The organism is Anaerotignum faecicola (genome assembly GCF_003865035.1).
Taxonomy (GTDB): domain Bacteria; phylum Bacillota; class Clostridia; order Lachnospirales; family Anaerotignaceae; genus Anaerotignum_A; species Anaerotignum_A faecicola.
In genome coordinates this window covers 986543-1007090 of record NZ_BHVZ01000001.1, presented here as the reverse complement: position 1 = coordinate 1007090, position 20548 = coordinate 986543, and the positions used below count along the sequence as shown (strand labels likewise).

General features: G+C 47.8%; 24 protein-coding genes. 13 read left to right on the top strand and 11 right to left on the bottom strand.

Features of this window, described 5'->3' with window-relative positions; all coding sequences use genetic code 11:
- Positions 1–144: 144 nt before the first annotated feature.
- Complete coding sequence (locus tag EJE48_RS04920) at positions 145–735, top strand: uracil-DNA glycosylase (RefSeq protein WP_118581374.1); 591 nt, start codon at positions 145–147, stop codon at positions 733–735.
- Positions 736–780: 45 nt separating this feature from the next.
- Positions 781–1488 (top strand): hypothetical protein, encoded by a 708-nt coding sequence (locus EJE48_RS04915; protein WP_118581371.1) that lies wholly within the window; start codon positions 781–783, stop codon positions 1486–1488.
- Between the two features lie 306 nt (positions 1489–1794).
- Here EJE48_RS04915 and EJE48_RS04910 read toward each other — a convergent pair whose 3' ends face one another.
- Entirely contained in the window at positions 1795–2148 is a 354-nt protein-coding gene (locus EJE48_RS04910) for an arsenate reductase family protein (RefSeq protein WP_016407282.1), read from the bottom strand.
- Positions 2149–2311: 163 nt separating this feature from the next.
- Here EJE48_RS04910 and EJE48_RS04905 point away from each other — a divergent pair, with 163 nt between their 5' ends.
- Both EJE48_RS04905 and proC read left to right on the top strand, forming a co-directional pair.
- Positions 2312–3265 (top strand): 2-hydroxyacid dehydrogenase, encoded by a 954-nt coding sequence (locus EJE48_RS04905; protein WP_016407283.1) that lies wholly within the window; start codon positions 2312–2314, stop codon positions 3263–3265.
- Between the two features lie 247 nt (positions 3266–3512).
- Positions 3513–4313: a pyrroline-5-carboxylate reductase gene (proC, locus tag EJE48_RS04900; RefSeq protein ID WP_016407284.1), complete on the top strand. Its 801-nt coding sequence runs from the start codon at positions 3513–3515 to the stop codon at positions 4311–4313.
- A 242-nt stretch (positions 4314–4555) separates the two neighbouring features.
- Here the strand turns inward: proC and EJE48_RS04895 are convergent, their stop codons facing one another.
- A complete protein-coding gene (locus EJE48_RS04895; RefSeq protein WP_118581526.1) occupies positions 4556–4765 on the bottom strand; it encodes a helix-turn-helix domain-containing protein in 210 nt (69 codons plus the stop codon).
- A gap of 100 nt (positions 4766–4865) precedes the next feature.
- On the opposite strand from EJE48_RS04895, the gene EJE48_RS04890 reads away from it, so the two are divergent.
- The gene (locus tag EJE48_RS04890) at positions 4866–5162 is read left to right on the top strand and encodes a helix-turn-helix domain-containing protein (protein ID WP_016407286.1); all 297 of its coding nucleotides are present in this window, start codon (positions 4866–4868) and stop codon (positions 5160–5162) included.
- A gap of 143 nt (positions 5163–5305) precedes the next feature.
- On the opposite strand, the gene EJE48_RS04885 is transcribed toward EJE48_RS04890, so the two are convergent.
- The 6 genes from EJE48_RS04885 to nifJ all read right to left on the bottom strand — a co-directional run bounded on the left by EJE48_RS04885 (position 5306) and on the right by nifJ (position 11049).
- Complete coding sequence (locus tag EJE48_RS04885; RefSeq protein ID WP_118581368.1) at positions 5306–5518, bottom strand: hypothetical protein; 213 nt, start codon at positions 5516–5518, stop codon at positions 5306–5308.
- Positions 5519–5550: 32 nt separating this feature from the next.
- On the bottom strand, positions 5551–6207 hold the full coding sequence (locus tag EJE48_RS04880; RefSeq protein WP_118581365.1) for a hypothetical protein: 657 nt from the start codon (positions 6205–6207) through the stop codon (positions 5551–5553).
- Positions 6208–6432: 225 nt separating this feature from the next.
- Positions 6433–6735: a DUF3784 domain-containing protein gene (locus tag EJE48_RS04875; protein WP_016407289.1), complete on the bottom strand. Its 303-nt coding sequence runs from the start codon at positions 6733–6735 to the stop codon at positions 6433–6435.
- Between the two features lie 9 nt (positions 6736–6744).
- On the bottom strand, positions 6745–6951 hold the full coding sequence (locus tag EJE48_RS04870; RefSeq protein ID WP_118581362.1) for a helix-turn-helix transcriptional regulator: 207 nt from the start codon (positions 6949–6951) through the stop codon (positions 6745–6747).
- Positions 6948–7277 carry a DUF6442 family protein gene (locus EJE48_RS04865; RefSeq protein WP_016407291.1) on the bottom strand — a complete coding sequence of 110 codons (330 nt, stop codon included), beginning with the start codon at positions 7275–7277 and terminating at the stop codon, positions 6948–6950. The genes EJE48_RS04870 and EJE48_RS04865 overlap by 4 nt, the downstream gene beginning before the upstream one ends.
- Positions 7278–7515: 238 nt before the next feature.
- Complete coding sequence (nifJ, locus tag EJE48_RS04860) at positions 7516–11049, bottom strand: pyruvate:ferredoxin (flavodoxin) oxidoreductase (RefSeq protein ID WP_118581359.1); 3534 nt, start codon at positions 11047–11049, stop codon at positions 7516–7518.
- 311 nt (positions 11050–11360) lie between these two features.
- On the opposite strand from nifJ, the gene EJE48_RS04855 reads away from it, so the two are divergent.
- The 4 genes from EJE48_RS04855 to EJE48_RS04840 all read left to right on the top strand — a co-directional run bounded on the left by EJE48_RS04855 (position 11361) and on the right by EJE48_RS04840 (position 15622).
- On the top strand, positions 11361–12305 hold the full coding sequence (locus EJE48_RS04855) for a hypothetical protein (protein ID WP_118581356.1): 945 nt from the start codon (positions 11361–11363) through the stop codon (positions 12303–12305).
- A gap of 146 nt (positions 12306–12451) precedes the next feature.
- Complete coding sequence (gene greA / locus EJE48_RS04850; RefSeq protein WP_016407294.1) at positions 12452–12928, top strand: transcription elongation factor GreA; 477 nt, start codon at positions 12452–12454, stop codon at positions 12926–12928.
- A 34-nt stretch (positions 12929–12962) separates the two neighbouring features.
- Positions 12963–14888, top strand: coding sequence for a lysine--tRNA ligase (gene lysS / locus EJE48_RS04845; protein WP_118581353.1), 1926 nt, complete (start codon positions 12963–12965; stop codon positions 14886–14888).
- A 137-nt stretch (positions 14889–15025) separates the two neighbouring features.
- A complete protein-coding gene (locus EJE48_RS04840) occupies positions 15026–15622 on the top strand; it encodes a class I SAM-dependent methyltransferase (RefSeq protein WP_118581350.1) in 597 nt (198 codons plus the stop codon).
- A 263-nt stretch (positions 15623–15885) separates the two neighbouring features.
- Here EJE48_RS04840 and EJE48_RS04835 read toward each other — a convergent pair whose 3' ends face one another.
- Genes EJE48_RS04835 through EJE48_RS04825 form a run of 3 tightly spaced genes read right to left on the bottom strand, consistent with a single transcriptional unit; the run spans position 15886 to position 17994 of the window.
- The gene (locus EJE48_RS04835) at positions 15886–16845 is read right to left on the bottom strand and encodes an ADP-ribosylglycohydrolase family protein (protein WP_243107959.1); all 960 of its coding nucleotides are present in this window, start codon (positions 16843–16845) and stop codon (positions 15886–15888) included.
- A 28-nt stretch (positions 16846–16873) separates the two neighbouring features.
- Positions 16874–17527, bottom strand: a complete 654-nt coding sequence (locus EJE48_RS04830; protein ID WP_118581347.1) for a hypothetical protein — start codon at positions 17525–17527, stop codon at positions 16874–16876.
- 26 nt (positions 17528–17553) lie between these two features.
- Complete coding sequence (locus EJE48_RS04825; protein ID WP_118581344.1) at positions 17554–17994, bottom strand: hypothetical protein; 441 nt, start codon at positions 17992–17994, stop codon at positions 17554–17556.
- 71 nt (positions 17995–18065) lie between these two features.
- Between EJE48_RS04825 and EJE48_RS04820 the strand changes: the two genes are divergently transcribed.
- From EJE48_RS04820 to EJE48_RS04805, 4 genes are read left to right on the top strand one after another with little or no spacing between them, the layout of a single operon-like run.
- Positions 18066–18857, top strand: coding sequence for an RNA polymerase sigma factor (locus EJE48_RS04820; protein WP_243107958.1), 792 nt, complete (start codon positions 18066–18068; stop codon positions 18855–18857).
- The gene (locus EJE48_RS04815; RefSeq protein ID WP_118581341.1) at positions 18844–19212 is read left to right on the top strand and encodes a DUF4179 domain-containing protein; all 369 of its coding nucleotides are present in this window, start codon (positions 18844–18846) and stop codon (positions 19210–19212) included. Before EJE48_RS04820 ends, EJE48_RS04815 begins: the two co-directional genes overlap by 14 nt.
- Positions 19196–19822, top strand: a complete 627-nt coding sequence (locus EJE48_RS04810; protein ID WP_118581338.1) for a histidine kinase — start codon at positions 19196–19198, stop codon at positions 19820–19822. Before EJE48_RS04815 ends, EJE48_RS04810 begins: the two co-directional genes overlap by 17 nt.
- Entirely contained in the window at positions 19819–20454 is a 636-nt protein-coding gene (locus tag EJE48_RS04805; protein WP_118581335.1) for a PrsW family glutamic-type intramembrane protease, read from the top strand. Before EJE48_RS04810 ends, EJE48_RS04805 begins: the two co-directional genes overlap by 4 nt.
- The last annotated feature ends 94 nt before the right edge of the window (positions 20455–20548 follow it).

The following is a 20548-nucleotide window of genomic DNA, read 5'->3' as shown; positions in this document are numbered from 1 at the left end:
GAATTTTCGGTTAGTTTTGCGTGAAAAAGAAAAAACAGACACTATATCTTGGGTTTACAGAATCAGTTATCCCCAAAAATATTGTGGATAACCCCTACATCCTGTGGATAACCCATCTGAACTGTGGAAAAAAGGAGAAATTTTATGAACCATATCACAAAATTGCAGGAAAACCTGCTGACAGCTGTGCAGACCTCGCCCTATCGGGAAAAGACCATCGTCTTTGGTGAGGGTGCCGAAGCCCCTCTGCTGATGATGATTGGCGAAGCCCCCGGCGGTGATGAGGAAAAGCAGGGCCGCCCCTTCGTCGGCAAGGCAGGGAAGAACCTTTCCGCCTTTCTGGAGGTGGTCGGTCTGAAACGAGAGGAGATTTATATTTCCAACGTAGTCAAGCTGCGCCCAACAAAGGAAAGCCCCAAAACGGGCAAGGCGGTGAATCGTCCCCCCTCTGCGGAGGAGATTGTGTTTTTCCTGCCCTTTTTGCAGGCGGAAATCCAAACGATTGCGCCGAAGGTGCTTGTTACACTGGGAAATGTCCCCCTCAAGGCGGTCACAGGGGAGAAAAAAGCCGTCATCGGGGACTATCATGGCAGACCTGTCGCGCTGGCGGACGGACGTATCCTGTTTGCTCTTTATCACCCTGCGGCGGTCATTTATAACCGCGCGTTGCAGGCGGTGTATGATGCGGATTTACTGGAGCTGAAGGCATTTTTGCAGAAGGAGGGCTTACTGTAGTATTTTGCGGAAGAATGAGAACGAGGCGAAACGGAGGGAGAGCGTATGGGTTTACGAAAACTGACACAATGGGAAGAAACCGTAGCGAAACAGGAGCAGAAGCAATCTCGGCTGATGAGTGTTGCCATTGTCTGCGTCATTGCGATGTGCGCGGTGCTTTGGCTCGTGCAGGATAAGCTTTACGGGGATGTGGTGCGGACAGGCGCGGCTGCCTATGGCTGTAGCTTTATCGGCGTGGCCATCGGGCTTTTTGTGCGAAGTACAACAGGGGAAACATGGGCAACGTCATCGGAAAAACGGAAGAAATTCGAGATGGCTCTTATTGGTATTTTCATTGTTCTGGTAATTGGTGGAGCAATCTTTTTGGAGGAATTTCGACTGGCGGCGGTACAGCTTTTGTGTGCTTACATTCCGATTTTTTGGATTCTCAAAAAACGGAAAGCGGATTGCGATGAAAATTGCCTGCTTGCCTGCATGTTTATCCTGATGACGGTCATGGTTCTGGTCGGCACCTTTGTCGGCGTAAAGCTGATGGGGCTGACAACCCTGCCCGCCGTGGAAAAGAAGATTGCGGCGGAAGGTTTTACGGATGTGGAATATAATACATGGATGTATGGCCGTTGGCTTGATTTGGATGAAAATAACGAGAAGAAATACTACGTTTTTCAAGCGAAAAAGGATGGACAGATCTGGCAGATTGCCGCCGACCCTAAGGGCGGTCAGCTTGTGCAGATTACAGCGGCGGAGGATTGATGCCCCTTGCCGAAATAGGAAATTTTATGTAGAATAGGGACAGAGGATTGTTGCTCTGGCGGTTCAGTCACTCTCTGCAAAGGGGGTGATGCTATGAATTATGTTACATACTCGGATTTGATCCAGTTTGGAATACTTATCGTAGCGATTATCGCCCTGTGTAAAACAGGGCGATAAATAAAACGACCGCCTAACAAAAGTTAGACGGTCAAACACCTAACTTAGGACTGACCGCCTTCTCACGAGCGACAATCCTTTTCTTATTTATTAGTATACGATTTTAGAAAATCCATGTCAAGCGGAAACTTATTTCAGCCGTTCCCATTCCGCCTCTTTGAATCCAATCAGTACAAAATCCTCCCCAATCACCAGTGGGCGTTTTACCAGCATCCCGTTTGTTGCCAGCAGGGCAAGCTGTTCCTCCTCACTCATATCGGGCAGCCTTTCCTTGAGGTTCTGCTCCTTATAAACCAGACCGCTTGTATTGAAAAATTTTTTGAGCGGCAGTCCGCTTTTCTCCCACCATGCCTTTAATTCCTCGGCTGTAGGGTTGTCCTCTACGATGTGTCTGTCATCAAAGGCAACGCCGTTTTCCGTAAGCCATGCCTTCGCCTTTTTGCAGGTGCTGCATTTGGGGTATTCTAAAAACAAAATACGCATTTTTTCGCTTCCTTTCCATGAATTTTTCCTATAGTATAAACTTTTTATGTTTTTTCCACAAGTGCTATTGTTTTTTTGAAAAAACTGCGTTATCATACCATTATACAGTGAAATTTATTGCAGTTACTATAAAAAAACACACCCAATAAGGAGGCTTGTTCCAATGAAAATCGTTATTATCGAACCCTTGGGTATCACACCCGAAAAGCTGGCAGAAGCAACCGCGGCAGTGAAGGCAAGAGGTCATGAAATTGTGGCGTATGACACAAAGGAGGAGGATCAGGATAAGCTGGCAGAACGCGGCAAGGATGCCGATATCATTATCATCGCAAATCAGCCCTTCCGTAAAAATGTTATCGAAAAATGCAAGAATCTGAAGCTGCTTTCCGTTGCATTCACAGGTGTAGACCATATTGACGTGGATTTCTGCAAGGAAAAAGGCATCTGCGTCTGCAATGCGGCAGGCTATTCCACAAATGCCGTTGCAGAATTGGCATTCGGTCTGGCAATCTCCGTTTTGAGAAATATCCCTGCGTGTGATGCGGTTTGCCGTAAGGAAGGCACAAAGGCAGGTCTGGTTGGCGGCGAGCTGTTCGGTAAAACCTTCGGTGTTGTCGGCACAGGTGCCATCGGCAGCAAGGTTGCAAAAATTGCACAGGCTTTCGGCTGCAAGGTTGTTGCGTACAGCAGAACCGTAAAGCCTGAGATGCAGGGTGCAGGCATCGAATATCTGTCTCTGGAGGAGGTGCTGAAGGTGAGCGATATCGTTTCCCTGCATGTGCCTTTGAATGATAAAACAAAGGGTCTGATTGGTGAAAAGGAAATCGCGCTGATGAAGAAAAACGCAATCCTGCTGAATACTGCGCGCGGCCCTGTTGTGGACAGCGAAGCACTGGCAAAGGCTTTGAATGAAGAAAGGATTGCAGGCGCAGGCATTGATGTATTTGAAATGGAACCTCCCGTTCCTGCGGAGCATCCTCTGCTGCACAGCAAGCACACTGTGGTAACCCCTCACGTTGCATTCGCGTCTCATGAAGCGCTGTTTACCAGAGCACAGATTGTGAGCGAAAACATCCTGAAATGGGAGGATGGCAAGCCCCAGAATGTAATCTGCTAAGCTTAAAACCTTGGGGACGCTGTCCCCAATTCCCCTGCCAAGGGAATCATTCCCTTGGAACCAGATACGAAATTTCAATTTCCTTCAGAAATTAAGATTTCAAACGAATAATATATATTTTCCGTGATTGACAGAAAGGGTAGTTTATAGTACCGTTACATTAGGAAGTCACAAAGACAAAAGGTCGGTGTTCCCGACCTTTTCTTTTTATATTTTTTATAAAGGAAGAAGCGAAGGAGGAGATTCCATGCGATTCGGGTTTATCGGCGCAGGCAATATGGCAAGCGCCATCATCAGGGGCATGACCATTGGTACAAAAAGCTATGACGGTAAGGATATTTTCATCACAAGTAAATCCGGCACCTCTGCCCAGAGGCTGGCAGAAACCTGCGGCGCAACTGCGGTGACAACGGCGGCGGAGGTTGTAGCGGCGAGCGATGTACTGGTGCTTGCGGTGAAGCCGCATATTCTGGCGGCTGTTCTGCCTGCGTTAAAGGAGGAAATTGCGGCAAAGAAGCCCTTGGTGGTTTCCATTGCGGCAGGAAAGGAGCTGGCATATCTGGCGGAGCTATTGCCCGAAGGGACACCGGTTGTCCGTATTATGCCGAATATCAATGCAAAAATCGGCGCAGCAACCAGTGGTCTTTGTGCCAACGCACTGGTAACGGCGGAACAAAAAGCCGTTGTTAAGGAAATGTTTGCAACTATTGGCGCGGTTATCGAGGTGGAGGAAAGCCAATTCGGCATTTTCACCGTTCTGGCAGGCTCTGCCCCTGCGTTCGCCTATCTTTATATGGACGCATTGGCGCGCGCCGCAGTCAAGGCAGGCATGTCCAAAAAGCAGGCATTGGAAATCGCGGCGGCAACCGTAGAGGGCAGCGCGAAAATGGTACTCGAAAGCGGCGAGCATCCCATGTCTCTGGTGGATCAGGTCTGCTCCCCCGGCGGCACAACCATCGAGGGTGTAGCCGCATTGCAGGCAAATGGCTTTGAGGCAACACTGACAAAGGCCTTCGATGCCGTTCTGGAAAAGGATAAAAGGATGTAAGAAAGCGCATTTGCGCAAAAAATATGGCTTGGTGAAGATAAGAAATTCGCCCGTTTAGAACCTTTTCGGCGAAACAGAGGATTCCTTCCTTACTTTTTATGCTAAAAAGTAACAAAAACCCGGGACCCCTCCTCAATGGGTCCCGGACCCCCACAGGAGGTCCAAGAGGAACAAGGTTCCCCTTGGATATCCCCTCCCCACAAGCCCCTTCGGGCAGTATAAAGTGCCTTTTCGGCAAAACTTCATCGTTTTTTATCATCTGTTCGTCCCAACAGATAATCAATAGAAACGTCATATAAATCCGCCAACGCCCATAATACATGGGGCGGAATCATACGCTCGCCTGTTTCATAATAGGCATAGGTTCTCTGCGGAACATTGATTTTCTCGCCAACCTGCGCCTGTGTCATATCGTTATCTTCTCGTAAATCACGGATTCTTTTATAAATCATTTTCATCACCGTTTTTACTATAGATTGAACGATTTGTTCTATTGATATTTTGAATAATTTGTTCTAAAATATTATTAAATGGATTTTGAGAGGTGATGATATGTCCGAGTTTGCGGCAAATTTGAAGCAATTCCGAAAAAGAAAAAAATATTCACAGGCTACATTGGCAAGGAAATTAAATTACGGACATATGACGATTGCGAACTATGAAAGCGGTCGAAATGAGCCTTCGATTGATGATTTGATAAAAATAGCAATTATTTTGGATATTTCTTTAGATGAATTGGTTGGAAAAAATCCATCGAAAAAAGAAGAATGTTTTTTACACGAATTTCAGAAATTAAGCGAAAAAAATCAGAATCGTATATTGGATTTGATAAAAGCACTTCAACTTTAGAGGAAAGGTTGCAGGCGCACCTGCGCCGCTTTTCTCCATACCCTTTCGGGTCTGCGGGGAAGGGTTTGGAAAGGGAAACCTTGTTGCCCTTTCCTCGGGTGCGGAGGTTTGGAACCCATAGCGAAACGGGTTCCAAGTTTTTGTTACTTTTTAGCATAAAAAGTAAGGAAGAAATCCTCTGTTTCGCCGAGAAAGTTCCAAACTGGCGAATGACTGATATTGTCTAAGAAGAATTTTTGGCGCGACTGCGCCCAATCGGCGCTTGCGCCGCTGCTTTTTCTTGCACACGAGAGGTGATTCCCCTGTGCCCAATCGCCGTTTCCCCAAAACAAAAATGACTTGAGCATTTCGCTCAAGTCATTTTCTCATAAAGGGGGCTATATCAAAATCAGAAGAACAGATGGAAGGTATTAAATCTCCAGCCTGCATCTTCCTTCCAGAGTACAAACAGAAATTTCTGTGTGGTGTAATCTTCGGGATTGTCCGGGGTGGTGTAGAAATAATCACCCTTGTATGCCTCGTTGCTGTTGGTGTAATATGCGGTTGCCTCGAAGCCGATTTCGTCCTCGCTTTCCTTATCTATTTCAAAGGTGTGCCCTGCATAGAAGATATTCGAGCCTCTGCCGCCGCCCAGGTAATATAGACCGCCGTCCTCGCCCTTGGTGAACATCAGGTTATCCTTGCTGAGGATGCTGTTGTCTACGAAAAATTCCGTGAAATACTGTAACAGATAGGTACGGAAATCCTCATAGGTCGGGAAACGGGGATCAGTGATTTTGTAGTATGTCAATTCATCCTTCTCGTATGTGGCATTTTCATCATAATCAAATGTGCCAAAGCTGATCTGGTAATAAATTTTATAAGCACCTTCGTAAATTTCCTGTAAATCCTCGCTCAGCGGAGGCAGGCTCTCCTTATCTACTGTAATATCGGCGGCAACGGAATCCTCCGGCAGTTCCTTTGCAGGGGTATTGCCTCCGCAGCCGGAAAGCGCGCCAATGCCGACAGCAGCACAGAGCAAAAGGGTGATAAATTTCTTTTTCATGGGGTGTTTCTCCTTTCAGGTTTTCTTTTCGGATAACATAGTAGCACAAAGTTTCCGCAAAGAAAAGGGACTTTCGGAAATTGAAAGAAAGTCTTAAGAATTAGAAGAAATTGCAGAGGAATTTTGCATGAAAAAGGGCGGAACCGAGAGATTTCGCCCTTTTGTTAGATATATTCTGATTGATGTTTGTGAAAATTGAAATTATCTTTGAAATTACCTATATTCTCAAAAAATACCTTTGTTATATTTGAATTGTCCATATAGCATAAAGCCTAATCCGACAACAACTGCCGGATGGGTGATATAAGCTATCATTTCCTCACTCCAAAACGAAACTATGAAACCTAACACAAGAGATACTCCGATTATAAGCGTTCCTGTGCCGACGGCTTTTCCGTACTTCGGTATATCTTCTTCCTTTACTTTTCGTCTGTTATAAGAGTGAATGGTGCTGATATTGCCTTTGATATTTACAATTCCCATAACAGATATGAACACTCCCAAAATCAATAACACAATATTTTCCATAATAACCTCCTAAAAATAAAACAAATCTTCAAACTTCTTATCTAATGCAATACAAAGGATAAGAGCCAATTTTGCAGTTGGATTGAATTGCCCTGTTTCAATGGAACTAATCGTGTTTCTTGACACGCCTACCATTTCTGCAAGTTGAGCTTGAGAAAGGTTTGCTTCTGTACGAAATTCCTTCAAGTGATTTTTCAGTTGTAATTGTTCTTTCATACCCTCACCTCTAAAAGGCGGCAAACAAATCCAACAAATGCCAAAATTGCAAGAATGAAAAATAAAACGCTCAATACCAAATCGCTCTTTCGTTTCATTTTGATAAAACGGACCAACCATTGTGTTGCAAGAATGCTAAAGTATATAACCCATGGACTATAAATCATAATATGGACAAGCATAGATGATAACCAAGAAAGCAGACAACACACTAAGGCACCAACTCTGCTTGCGTGACATCCTGCTTGATATGCCACTTCCATTTCAGCCAAATCTTTGTTGCGATGCTCTTTTCTGCTTGCATTTAAAATTTCTTCCTTTTTCATAGAACACCTCCGTTCCAAGTTTTCTTTGCATACTTTCATTATATTCATGCCAAGTTTTCTTGTCAATAGAGTTGATAAAAAAGTTATACAATATGATAGATAACTTTTTCATCGCTTCGACTATACTCGCAACGTAATGACTTCTTGAAAACTTGCCGAAAAGGAAACGCTGCCCTCTATCGACACACTGAAAAGGGCGGAACCTTTCGGTTCCGCCCTTCGTTTTTTTAATTATTTTTTAAGCCTCTGCCAGCTTCTTATAGGATGCATATTTATCCTTTGCATTTTCTGCTGCTTCCTTCAACAGAACCTCTGCGGTTTCGGGGAAGGTACGAACCAGAGAAGCGTAACGTACTTCACCCATCAGGAATTCATTGAAGTCCAGTGTAGGCTCCTTGGAATCCAGAATGAAGGGATTCTTGCCTTCCTTCTTGAGGTCGGGGTTGAAGCGATACAGATGCCAGTAGCCTGCCTGAACAGCCAGCTTTGCTTCCAGCTGTGCATTTGCCATGCCCTTGGAAATACCGTGGTTGATACAAGGTGCGTAAGCAATAATCAGGGAAGGCCCTTTGTATGCCTCTGCTTCCTTCAGTGCTTTGATGAGCTGGTTGGGGTCTGCGCCCAGTGCAACCTGTGCAACATAGATGTAGCCATAGCTCATTGCCAGCATACCCAGATCCTTCTTTACAGTAGGCTTACCGCCTGCGGCAAACTGTGCCACAGCGCCGATGGGGGTTGCCTTGGAGGACTGACCGCCTGTGTTGGAGTAAACCTCGGTATCTACAACCAGTACGTTTACGTCACGACCGCTTGCCAGAACGTGGTCCAGACCGCCGTAGCCGATGTCGTATGCCCAGCCGTCACCGCCGTACATCCACATGGATTTCTTTGTCAGGTGTTCGCTGTTTTCCAGAATGAAGTCCTTCAGCTCTGCTGCTGCACCGTCAACCTTCAGTTCCTTCAGTGCTGCGATAACCGCACGGCTGTCAGCCTTGCTTCTGTCGCCGTTATCCCAGTTTTCCAGCCATGTTTCAGCTGCTGCCGCAAAATCTGTGCCTGCGGTCATTGCCAGCAGATCCTTTACCTTCATGGTTACGCGGTCTCTCTGCTGCTCTACAGCCAGAACCATACCAACGGAGAACTGTGCGTTATTTTCAAACAGGGAGTTGCTCCATGCGGGGCCCCAGCCTTCCTTGTTTGTGGTGTAAGGTACGCAGGGAGCTGCTGCACCCCAAGCCTGTGTACAGCCTGTTGCGTTTGCCAGATACATTCTGTCGCCGTAAAGCTGTGTCATCAGCTTCGCATAAGCTGTTTCGCCGCAGCCTGCACATGCGCCGGAGAATTCCAGCAGAGGCTGTTCGAACTGAGAGCCCTTTACGGTGAATTTGCTCATGGGGTTCTTCTTATCAGACAGGGTCAGGGAGAAGTCCCAGTTATCCTGTTCGTGCAGCTGTGTTTCCAGAGGATGCATCACAAGTGCCTTTTCCTTTGCAGGGCAGGCTGTTACGCAGACACCGCAGCCCTGACAATCCAGAGGGTCAACCTGCATACGGAATTTGTACTGCTTGATTTCGCCTGCGCCGTTTGCATCCAGAACTGCGTAGGATGCGGGAGCGTTTGCTGCTTCCTCCTCTGTCAGCAGGAAAGGACGGATTGCAGCGTGAGGGCAAACGTAGGAGCACTGGTTACACTGGATACATTTTGTTGCATCCCATGCGGGAACGTCAATTGCAACACCGCGTTTTTCAAATGCGGAGGTGCCAAGAGGAACTGTGCCGTCCTCTCTGCCTGCAAATACGGATACAGGCAGCAGGTCGCCCTTCAGTGCGTTCATGGGAACCATCAGCTTTTCTACATATTCGGGAAGAACCTTCTTGATTGCTTCGTGATCTACATCCTTTGCATCCTTCCAGCTTGCGGGAACGTCAATCTTTGTCAGACCGGAAAGCCCTGCGTCAACAGCGGCATAGTTCATGTTGACAACCTTTTCGCCCTTCTTGCCGTAGGATTTTACGATAGCCGCCTTCATGTATGTAACTGCGTCATCAACGGGGATGATGTTTGCCAGCTTGAAGAATGCGGACTGCAAAATTGCGTTTGTCTTGTTACCCAGACCGATTTCCTTACCAATCTTGATTGCATCAATGGTGTAGAAGTGGATGTTGTTGTTTGCGATGGTTCTCTTTACCTCCGCAGACAGGTGATGATCCAGCTCTTCGGGTGTCCATGTGCAGTTCAGCAGGAAGGTGCCGCCGGGCTTGATTTCGGAAACGATATCATATTTTTCCATGTAGCTCTGGTTATGACAAGCAACGAAGTTTGCGTTCTTTGTTACCAGATAGCTGGAGCGGATGGGCTTGTCGCCGAAACGCAGGTGAGAACGTGTGATACCGCCGGATTTCTTTGTGTCATATTCAAAATAAGCCTGTGCGTATTTATCTGTGTGGTCACCGATGATTTTGATGGAGTTTTTGTTTGCGCCAACCGTACCGTCGGAGCCAAGACCCCAGAATTTGCAGGATACGGTGCTTGCGTCAGCCAGATCGGGCTCTGCGCCAACCTCGATGGAGCTGTTGGAAATATCATCAATGATACCAACGGTGAAGTGGTTTTTCTGTGCGCCCTTCATGTTGTCAAATACTGCGATAATCTGTGCAGGAGTCACATCCTTGGAGGACAGACCGTATCTGCCTGCCAGAACCTTTGTGGTTCTGCCTGTTTCGATCAGTGCGGAACAAACATCGCCGTAAAGAGGCTCGCCCAGTGCGCCGGGTTCCTTTGTTCTGTCCAGAACGGTCAGAACCTTTACTGTTTCGGGCAGAGCTGCTGCGAAGTGTGCCAGAGAGAAGGGTCTGTACAGGTGAACCTGCAGGAAACCAACCTTTTCGCCCTTTGCGGTCAGGCTTTCCACAACCTCCTGCGCAACGCCTGTTACGGAGCCCATCGCTACGATAACATGCTCTGCATCAGCTGCGCCGAAGTAGTTGAACAGCTTGTAATTTCTGCCTGTAATTTTGTTGATTTCGTTCATGTATTCCTCTACGATTTCAGGCAGTCTGGTGTAGAAGGGTGTGCATGCCTCTCTGTTCTGGAAGAATACGTCGGGGTTCTGTACGGTGGAGCGCTGTACGGGGTGTTCGGGATTCAGTGCATTCTTTCTGAATTTCTTCAGTGCATCCTGATCCACCAGCTTTTCCAGATCCTCATAGTCCATTACTTCGATTTTCTGCAGCTCATGAGAGGTGCGGAAGCCATCGAAGAAGTGGATGAAGGGAACGCTGCCCTTGATTGCGGAAAGGTGTGCCACACCTGCTAAGTCCATAACCTCCTGTACGGATGCGGAGGAAAGCATTGCGCAGCCAATCTGACGGCAGGACATAACGTCGGAGTGATCGCCGAAGATGGAGAAGGCATGTGTACCAACGGTTCTGGATGCAACGTGGAATACGCCGGGCTTCAGCTGCCCTGCGATTCTGTACATCGGGGGAATCATCAGCAGCAGCCCCTGAGATGCGGTATATGTTGTTGCCAGTGTGCCTGCCTCCAGAGCGCCGTGCATTGCGCCTGCGGCACCTGCCTCGGATTCCAGCTCCAGCAGACGTACGGTCTGACCGAAGATATTCTTTTTGCCGTTTGCAGCCCAGCTGTCTACGTGCTCCGCCATAGGGGAGGAGGGAGTGATGGGGTAAATCGTTGCGACCTCTGTAAAGGCATAGGAAACGTATGCCGCAGCTTCATTACCATCCATGGTTTTCATCATTTTTGTGTTCATGGTGTGGACTCCTTTCATATAAATAGTAAGGGATAGAAATAGTGATTTGTTATCCTGTATCGGGTTCCCGTCTGAATGGGGAATTGCTATCTTTTGTATAATTTAATGTTAGATTATTGAAATTTTGTTGTCAATACTGTACGAGAAAAAGAACTTGTATTTTGTGTACAAAATTAAATACTTGTAAGTTTTGCATTAAGAAAAGTACAAACGGATGTAATTTTTTGGAATCGTATGGAGTTTTAAGGAAAAAGCAGGCGAATTTCTCTGACAAAACAGGGAAAAGCCTATCGGAAAAGGGGGAATAGAGCATGGAATCGGCAAGAGTGCGATTTCTGGAAGAGGGGGAGGAGCCTGTCCTTCCTAAGTGGACAAAGCTGCTGCCGCAGCGGTGGAGACAGAGAAAAACAGTGGACACTTACCCGTACACACTGACACGAGTGGACGGGGTACTGACAGGCATTTTGCAGGCAGAGCGGACAGCTGTACTGACAGCAGATTGGAGAAGGGGGGCGGTGCGCCTTCTGGCAGCCCTGGAGGAAGCGGGTGCCGCCATCATTGTGCCGCCTGCCGAGGGAGAATTTCCCAGAGAACGGCTTCCCTTTGCCGAGGGGCGCAGGCTGGCACAGCTTTTTGCCTTCGCAGGTGCGGCAGAGGCATTGCGCCGGCAGGGCAGAAATCCGGAGGAATCGGCATTTCTTCTGGCAGGGGGCGAGCCGCATATCTGGGGGAGGGTGCTTTCCTCTCTGGGAAATGAGGTGAACCGCCTTGCCATTTTTACGCAGGAGCCGGAAACGGCAGAGGGCGTGGTGCAGCGGCTTTATGCGGAGCGCGGCTTGATGGCGGAGGTCTTTTCCTCCCCGAAAAATGCTGCGCTTGGGGCGGCGGATGTGGTGCTTTCCTGCGGCATGGAGCAGCGTGCCTATGAGCATATTCTGAAGCGAGGGTGCATCTGGCTGGATTTCGCAGGCAATCGCCCTGTTCTGCGGCGGCTTAGGAGTCTGCGTCCGGATATTTCGGCGGCGGAGGGGTTCTTTTTCCGCATGGCGGCAGAGGGCGGTGAGCAGATGGAGGGCAGGCTTGCCGAGGCGAGGGCATACCTTGGCTGCGCGGCGTTTCGGGAAGGCTTTTCGGCAGAGGATTGGGACGGGGAGCGGCTGTTTTCCGCCTTGCAGGAGAAGGGCTTTTCCGTTTCGGGCTTTTCCGCCTTCGGCAAAAGGGTAAAAATAAAGCTGTATCCGGATAAGAAGCCTTGATTTTTCAAGGAAAAAGCGTTGACAATCCGATCGGAATCAGTATATAATATTACGATAGTTCGGGAGGGTAATCGCAAGCCTTCCTTTTTTCCTTGTCTAAAACGAGGAAAGCATGAAATGAGACTAAAACGAGGAGTGACACACCCATGACAGAAAAGAAAGTTGTTTTGACCTATGACGGTCTGAAAAACATGGAGGCGGAGCTGGAAAACCTGAAAACCGTCCGCAGAAAAGACGTAGCAGAAAAAATTAAAGAAGCAAGAGGTCAGGGTGACCTTTCCGAAAACGCCGAATATGATGCAGCGAAGGAAGAACAGGCAGAAATCGAAGCGCGTATCGTGCAGCTGGAAAAAATGCTGCGCAATGCAGAGGTTATCGATGAAGAAGAGGGTGCAAAGGATACCATCAGCCTGGGTACAACCGTAACGGTACTGGATGTGGAATTTGACGAGGAAATGGAATACACCATTGTAGGCTCTGCCGAGGCAGACCCCATGAACGGCAGAATTTCCAACGAATCCCCTGTCGGCATGGCACTTCTGGGACATAAAAAGGACGATATCATTATGATTGAAACACCTGACGGCGAAGTAGAATTCAAGGTGCTGAGATTTACAAAATAAAACCATTACAAAAGAACGGACAGGAGGAAGAAAAGTGGCAGAGGAAAATAAGGAGTTGACCCAGCAGGAGCTGAGTGAACAGAATAGAATCAGAAGAGAAAAGCTGGCACAGATGCAGGAAGCAGGCAAGGACCCCTTCCAGATTGTAAAATATGACGTGACACACCACAGCGACGAAATCAGAGCGAACTTTGATGCGCTGGAGAATAAGGATGTTTGCATCGCAGGCAGACTGATGAGCAAGCGTATCATGGGGAAGGCATCCTTCTGCAATATTCAGGACAGAAACGGTCTGATGCAGTCCTATGTCAGCAAGAATGACATCGGCGAGGAGGATTACGCTGCATTCAAAAAATATGACATCGGTGATATCATCGGCATTAAGGGCTTTGTATTCAAAACAAAAACAGGCGAAATTTCCGTACACGCAAAAGAGGTTGTTCTGCTTTCCAAGAGCCTGCAGGTTCTGCCCGAAAAGTTCCATGGTCTGAAGGATCAGGAGCTGCGCTACAGACAGAGATATGTAGACCTGATTGTAAACCCCGAATCCAGAGATACCTTTATCAAGCGTTCCAAAATTATTACAGAAATCAGAAGGTTTTTGGACGCAAAGGGCTTCTTAGAGGTAGAAACTCCCGTTTTGCAGACCATCCCCGGCGGTGCGTCCGCAAGACCCTTTATCACACACCACAATACACTGGATATTGATATGTACTGCCGTATTGCGCTGGAGCTGCCCCTGAAGAGACTGATTGTCGGCGGCTTTGAAAGAGTATATGAAATTGGTCGTGTATTCAGAAACGAGGGCATTTCCGTTCGTCATAACCCCGAATTTACCCTGATGGAGCTGTATCAGGCCTACACAGATTACAAGGGCATGATGGATATTACGGAAGAAATGTTCCGCACCGTAGCACAGAACGTGCTGGGCACAACAAAGATTACCTACGGCGGCTATGATCTGGATCTGGGTCAGCCCTTCGCAAGAATCACAATGACAGATGCCGTAAAGCAGTTTACAGGCGTTGATTTCGACCAGGTGAAGGATACAGAGGAAGCAAAGAAAATCGCGGCAGAAAAGGGCGTAGAATTTGAAGAACGCCATGTAAAGGGCGATATTCTGAACCTGTTCTTTGAAGAATTCGTAGAAAAGAACCTGATTCAGCCTACCTTCATCATTGATTACCCTGTAGAAATTTCTCCTCTGACAAAGAGAAAGCCCGATAAACCGGAATTTACAGAAAGATTCGAGCTGTTTATTGTCGGCAGAGAATACGGCAACGCATACTCCGAGCTGAACGATCCCATCGACCAGCGTGCGCGTTTTGAATATCAGGAATATCTGCGCGAAAACGGCGACGATGAGGCAAATATGATTGATGAGGACTTCCTGACTGCGCTGGAATACGGTATGCCCCCTACAGGCGGTCTGGGTGTTGGTATCGACAGATTTGTTATGCTGCTGACAGAATCCGTTTCTATCAGAGACGTTATCTTGTTCCCGACAATGAAGCCTCTGGACGCTGATAAGAAGGCATCCAAGACTTCCGAAGCAGCACCTGCAGCAAAGGTCGCTGAGAGGGTTGATTTCTCCAATGTGAAGATTGAGCCTATTTTTGAAGAAATGGTAGATTTCGATACATTTGCAAAATCCGATTTCCGTGCGGTTAAGATTCTGGCATGTGAGGCAGTTGCAAAATCCAAAAAGCTGCTGAAGTTTGTACTGGATGACGGTGAACGTAAGGATCGTGTGATTTTAAGCGGTATTCACGACTATTATGAGCCGGAAGAACTGGTTGGTAAGACAGCAATCGCTATCGTGAACTTGCCGCCGAGAAAGATGATGGGCATTGATTCCGAGGGTATGCTGATTTCGGCAGTACACGAGGAAGACGGTCACGAAGGACTGAACCTTCTGATGGTAGATGACCACATTCCGGCAGGTGCTAAGCTGTACTAATTTTATAGAGAGAAAAAAATGAGGACTTCTCGTAGGGGAAGTCCTGTTTTTATGTGGTTATCGGCAGAAGGCTTGCCGAGAGACAGTGAAGATGATATTATGCTTTAAAAGCCTATTTGATATGAGGGAGTTAAAGTATGAGAAAGACCTTATTATATTATGAACAAAATGCAGAAAATTTTATCCGTGAAACAAGAGAGGTCGATTTTAGTGAGGTACAAGAGCTTTTTTTGAGTAAGCTGGAAAAGGGTGCTTTGATTTTAGATTTTGGCTGTGGTTCGGGGCGTGACACAAAATGTTTTCTAAATAGAGGTTATTTTGTGGAGGCGGTAGACGGTTCTGCCGAGATGTGTCGGGCGGCAAGTCGATATACGGGTATTGAAGTGAAGCAAATGTTATTTCAGGAATTGGAGGAATATGAAAAGTATGATGGGATTTGGGCGTGTGCGTCCATTCTTCATTTAACCCATAATGAATTAAAAGAGGTGCTGAAAAAAATATTGCTTGCACTCAAGAAAGAGGGGATTGCCTATCTTTCATTTAAATATGGGGCTTTTGAGGGAGAGCGAAGGGGAAGATATTTTCTTGATATGACAGAGGAAGCATTTGCGAAGATATTGGCAGAAATAGATGGCTTTGACATAGAGGGGAAATGGATTACCGGCGATGTTCGACCGGAAAGAGGAGACGAACGGTGGCTGAATCTGATTCTGAGAAAACGAAATGAAGGGTGATTGCAATGATAGTAAATTCGTGGACAAGAAGTGAGTATTATCGAATAAAGGCAGCCTTGCACGGAAAAGTTCCGACAAGAATGGAGCTTTTCAGAATGATGAAGGAGCCGCAATATTTATCCTGCATAGAAAAATCTAAAGAGAATATTTTCAGACAGTACCTTGTTGCACTGGAGGAAATGGGCGAGTTGAGTGCAGAAGATGAAGAATTGAAAATGAGTAGGTTACAAAGGACTTCCCGCAGGGGAAGTCCTGTTTTTATGCTAAAGCTCTTGCAGGCACAGCCTTTTTATCCATGCTTTTCTTCGGATGGCATTTACCCATTCCTGAGGCATGGCTTCATAGTGATAATACAGCCCTGCCAGACCGCCTGCGATTGCGGCAGTGGTATCGGTATCATCGCCGAGATTGACTGCGCGGAGCAGGCAGTCCCGAAAGCGATTGGTATGAAGCAGACACCAGATTGCCGCCTCCAAAGCATGCAGAACATAGCCGTCGCTCTCGATTTCATCTTCGGGCAGAGAGAAAAATTCATTTAAATCGCGTAATCTCTGGAAGTACATCAGCTCCGCAAGGCTTTCAGGCGTGTGATAAAATGCAAAGCCTTTTTCTAAGCCGTATTGGATACAGGTTTTCAAATCGGCATTTTTTGGTGCTATTGTGACGATGGCTTTTGCGATAAAATAATACAATCCGCTTGCGATATGACACCGCAGATGATTATGCGTAAGCCCTGTTGCCAGATGGATTTGCCGAAGGGCATCCGCATCCGAAATATCTTCCTTCTGAATGAAATACAGGCAGACAGGGAGAATTCGCATCAATGCGCCGTTGCCGTTGGAATATTCGCCCGTTTCGCCGCAGGTTGCGAGGTCGTGGCTGTCACGATACTTATAGATGGCGTTGCTGCAGGTATTCCCCTCATCAAACGCCTCGCCGAAGGGGGTATATGCGCCATGAAATTCCCAATCGAGAAAGCGTTCCATGATATCGCGCAGGTCGATGCCGTTCCTTTCGTTGATGCTCGCGAGGGTTGCAAGTGCCATACTGCTGTCATCCGTCCATGTGCCGGGGGGCATGTTATAGGTGCCGTAGCCCTCCATTTCGGTGACGGCTCCACGCTCCCGAAGCTCCTCTCTGTTGAGAAACTGAACGGGACACCCCAATGCGTCCCCGACCACCAGTCCCATCATGCCATCTAAGACCATCTTTCTGTCATTCATGTGCATACTCCCTTTCTGCATACCGTTCTTACCAATCCTCCCAGTAATCCTCTGCATCACTGCCATCCGGCATATAGCCATCCCAGTCATCCATGAAATCCTCATAGCTTTCATAATCGCCGCAATCGGGCAGTTCGGGCTTTTTCTGCGATTTGGGGGCGGTATATACGGGGGTGGGAGTTGTTTCAGCAGGCTTACTCTGCTCGGAAGATTTACTCTGCTCGGAGGGTTTATTCTGCGCAGCAGGCTGATTCTGTCCGGAAACAGGCTTGCGCTTCGCACTTCTGTCGGAGGAGGCAAGCTGTTCTTCCCGACGAAAGACATGCTTATGCTGATCGAATAGAGAACCGTCAAGCGAAACAAACAGGCTTTCCTTCTGCGTTGTAGTATCCAGCGTAAGCGTCAGCGCACCGCGCTGCGGACGCCATTTCGTAATGGTATAAGAAAATACTGCGCCGTTTTCATAGGTTTGTATTGCGGTATCGCCATGGATGCTCCATGCCTGTCGTTCCCCTCTCGCGGTGTAATATACAAAGGTATCCTGTAGGGCGGACTGCATTTCCTCCTGTGAGGAATAAAGCGTTCTTTCTGCAAGATTGTTGCGGTCGGTAATCAAGCATGTGACAATGAGAATAAAAATGACCGCGGCCCAGATAAGAAGGGTACTCCTTTTTTGTGACATTATCTGATCCCCTCCAATCATTCCGTTTATTTTCCGAGCCTCTGCTTAGCGAGCATTTTTCTCTGATAAGCAGGGAAGTCCCTCTGTGCCAGCTCATATTCTGCCAGCTTTTCATCATATCTCTTTTTTGCATTTGAGGTTGCCATGATGATAAAGGAAACACCGACAACAAGCCCGACAAGAAAATAAAAAGCGTCCATCAGAAAGAGACCGAAAGCGGCATCAAACAGACCAATGATGCCGATACCCATAAAAACCTTTTCGCCGGATTCCATTTTGTTTACCGGCTTTTCGGGCATCCGGATGCGGCTGAGAAGAAGCGCTTCCCTGGCAGGATCAGGCTTTCTTCTGATAGTAGGGATGGTATCCTGCCATCCGGTATCTTCGGCAGAGCAATCCCGTTCCGCTTCCTTTTTCGCTTCCATAAAGGCAACGAATGACATAAATTTCAGAAAATCCTTATCCATAGAAAGTTCCTCCTTTGCGAGAAAATGGCTGATTTAAGCTTATCATAGGGGATTTTTGCGAGAAAAGCAAGTTGGTTGCAGTCAGTCCGCGGTTTTATGGATTTCTGACGGGATCGGGGGAGAAGATGCAGATTTCCGCATCGGAGCATCTTAGAAAAATCTGCCGACAGCATGCAGATGCGATTGATGACGAAAATCTTGAATTTATGCGGATGTTCGCATATACTGGAGATAGTATTTCAGACAGAGGACATCCTTTTGCGGCGCAATGCCTTTCTGTGCTGAGAGGATGCGATGGAAAGGAAGTGAACGGCATGGCGATGGATGAAGAGCTTTACAGGCAATATCTTTGCGGCGATGAAGCGGGGCTTGTGGCATTGATGAAAAAATACGGCAATCCGCTGACCTTATATATCAACGGCTATCTGCATGACGTTCACGAAGCGGAGGATTTGATGATCGAAGTCTTTTCCTATTTATTTACGAAAAAGCCACGTATTCGAGACGGCGGCTTAAAGGCCTATCTGTATAAAGCGGCACGGCACATGGCTTTACGCGGCAAAAGCAGACGGCGGCTTTTCTTCAGCTTGGATAACCTGACCGAGGAGCCGGACGGACAGACACTGGTGGAGGAGGTTGTCCGCACAAAGGAGCGGGATCGGATTCTGCATTTCTGCATGGCTGCGTTAAATCCGGATTACCGAGAGGCGCTTTATCTGGTCTATTTTGAGGGCATGAGCTATTTGCAGGCTGCTGAGGTCATGGGGAAAAGCGAGAAGCAGATTACCAATATGGTGTATCGGGGCAAGGGCCGTCTGCGCGGATTACTGGAACGGGAGGGAATCACAAATGCGGAGTCATGAGGAACGAATTGCAGAGGTAAAACGGCGGATTGCGGAAAAGGAGCGTCGGAGAAGGCAGCAGCAGGAACGGATTGCCGCCGTTTTCGGCGTGGCGGCGTGCCTTGCGGTAATCGTTGGGGTTTCTCTTTTTATGCCCGATGTGGTCAATCGAATGGAGCCGGGCATGTCCTCCGGCTTTGGAACAGCGGCAACAATGCTGGGCGGCAGTGCTGCGCTTGGATATATCGTGACCGGACTGCTCGCCTTTGTCCTTGGTGTGTGTGTGACAATCGCGTGCTTCCGTATCTGCCTGCTACATAAGGACGAACAGTCGGAGGAGCAAAAGGGGGACAATGCGAATGGAACTTGCCGATAACTTTGTGCAATTCTCTGTTACCCTGCTGGGCTTTTGCCTGAGCGGGATGCGATATCTGAAGGGCAGAAAGCAGGCGTATTTTCTGCTGACCTGCTTTTATGGCTGTTTTGCGCTCGGCTCCCTGTACTGGACGCTGTATCTGTTTCTGTTCTCAAAAACGCCGCAGGTTTTTTATGTATCGGAGTTTGGCTGGGTGGCAAGCGTTATTTTTCTTTCTATTTTGCAATACTCCCTTTCCTCTGCGGAGGAAAGAGGCTTTGTGTGCCGAAGGGCGCGGATTGCCTTTCTGATAGGCGTTCCCTTATGTATATTTTACTGCACCTTTGGGGATGTTCTCTCGAATCTGCTTTGGTGCGGCATGATGATTGCTGTTTCCTATCATGCGATACGGGGGCTTACTTACGCGCGAACGCAGACGGGAGCGGCACGGCAGCTGCGATATTTCCATATCGGGGTGCTGTGCTATGTGGCGGCGGAATATATCCTTTGGACTTCCGGCTGCTTCCGGCAGGGGGATTCGGCTTTCTTTCTCTATTATGGGTTTGATGTTCTGCTGACGGGCTGCATATTCGCGCTGCTGCCTGCCACGGGAAGGGCGGTGCAGGCATGACATATATGGAAAATATTTTTATCTGTATGGCATCACCTCTGCTGATTGCCGCCCTGTGCATGGGAAAACGGCATACAGGGGCTTTTCTGTTCTGCTTTGCGGGAATGGGGATGTGCCTGCTTTCTGCATATCTCAATACCTTTCTCGCCGCGCTGTATGGGGCGGATGCCTTTGCCGCCACTGTGGAGATTGCGCCTGTGGTGGAGGAGGGGATGAAGCTGCTGCCGCTGCTCTTTTATCTTTTGGTATTTGAGCCGAAGGCGCGGCAGATTGGGATTGCCGCAGTGATTACTGCGCTTTCCTTTGCTACCTTTGAAAATATTTGCTATCTGATTCAAAACGGAGCCGCGCATTTCTCCTTTATTTTCTTCCGCGGCATCGGAACGGGAGCAATGCATGTCATTTGCGGAGCCATCGTCGGCGGCGGGCTTGCGTATGTGTGGCGGCGGACGTGGCTGAAAATTGCCGGAACCTGCGGACTGCTTGGGGCGGCGATTACCTTTCATGCAATTTATAACCTGCTGATTGCCTACGGCGGCACAGCGCAGTATATTGCGTATCTTTTGCCTGTGGGGATTCTGGCGGCAGGCAAGCTGATTTTTTTATTTTTTTTAAAAAAATTTGATTTTTAGGTGAGAGTTTTTCTGTTTTTTTGTACCTATATAAGTGAAAGGCTCTTTCTGCGGTGTCTGCATGGCGCAGAAAAAAGGAAGGAGCGGGACACGG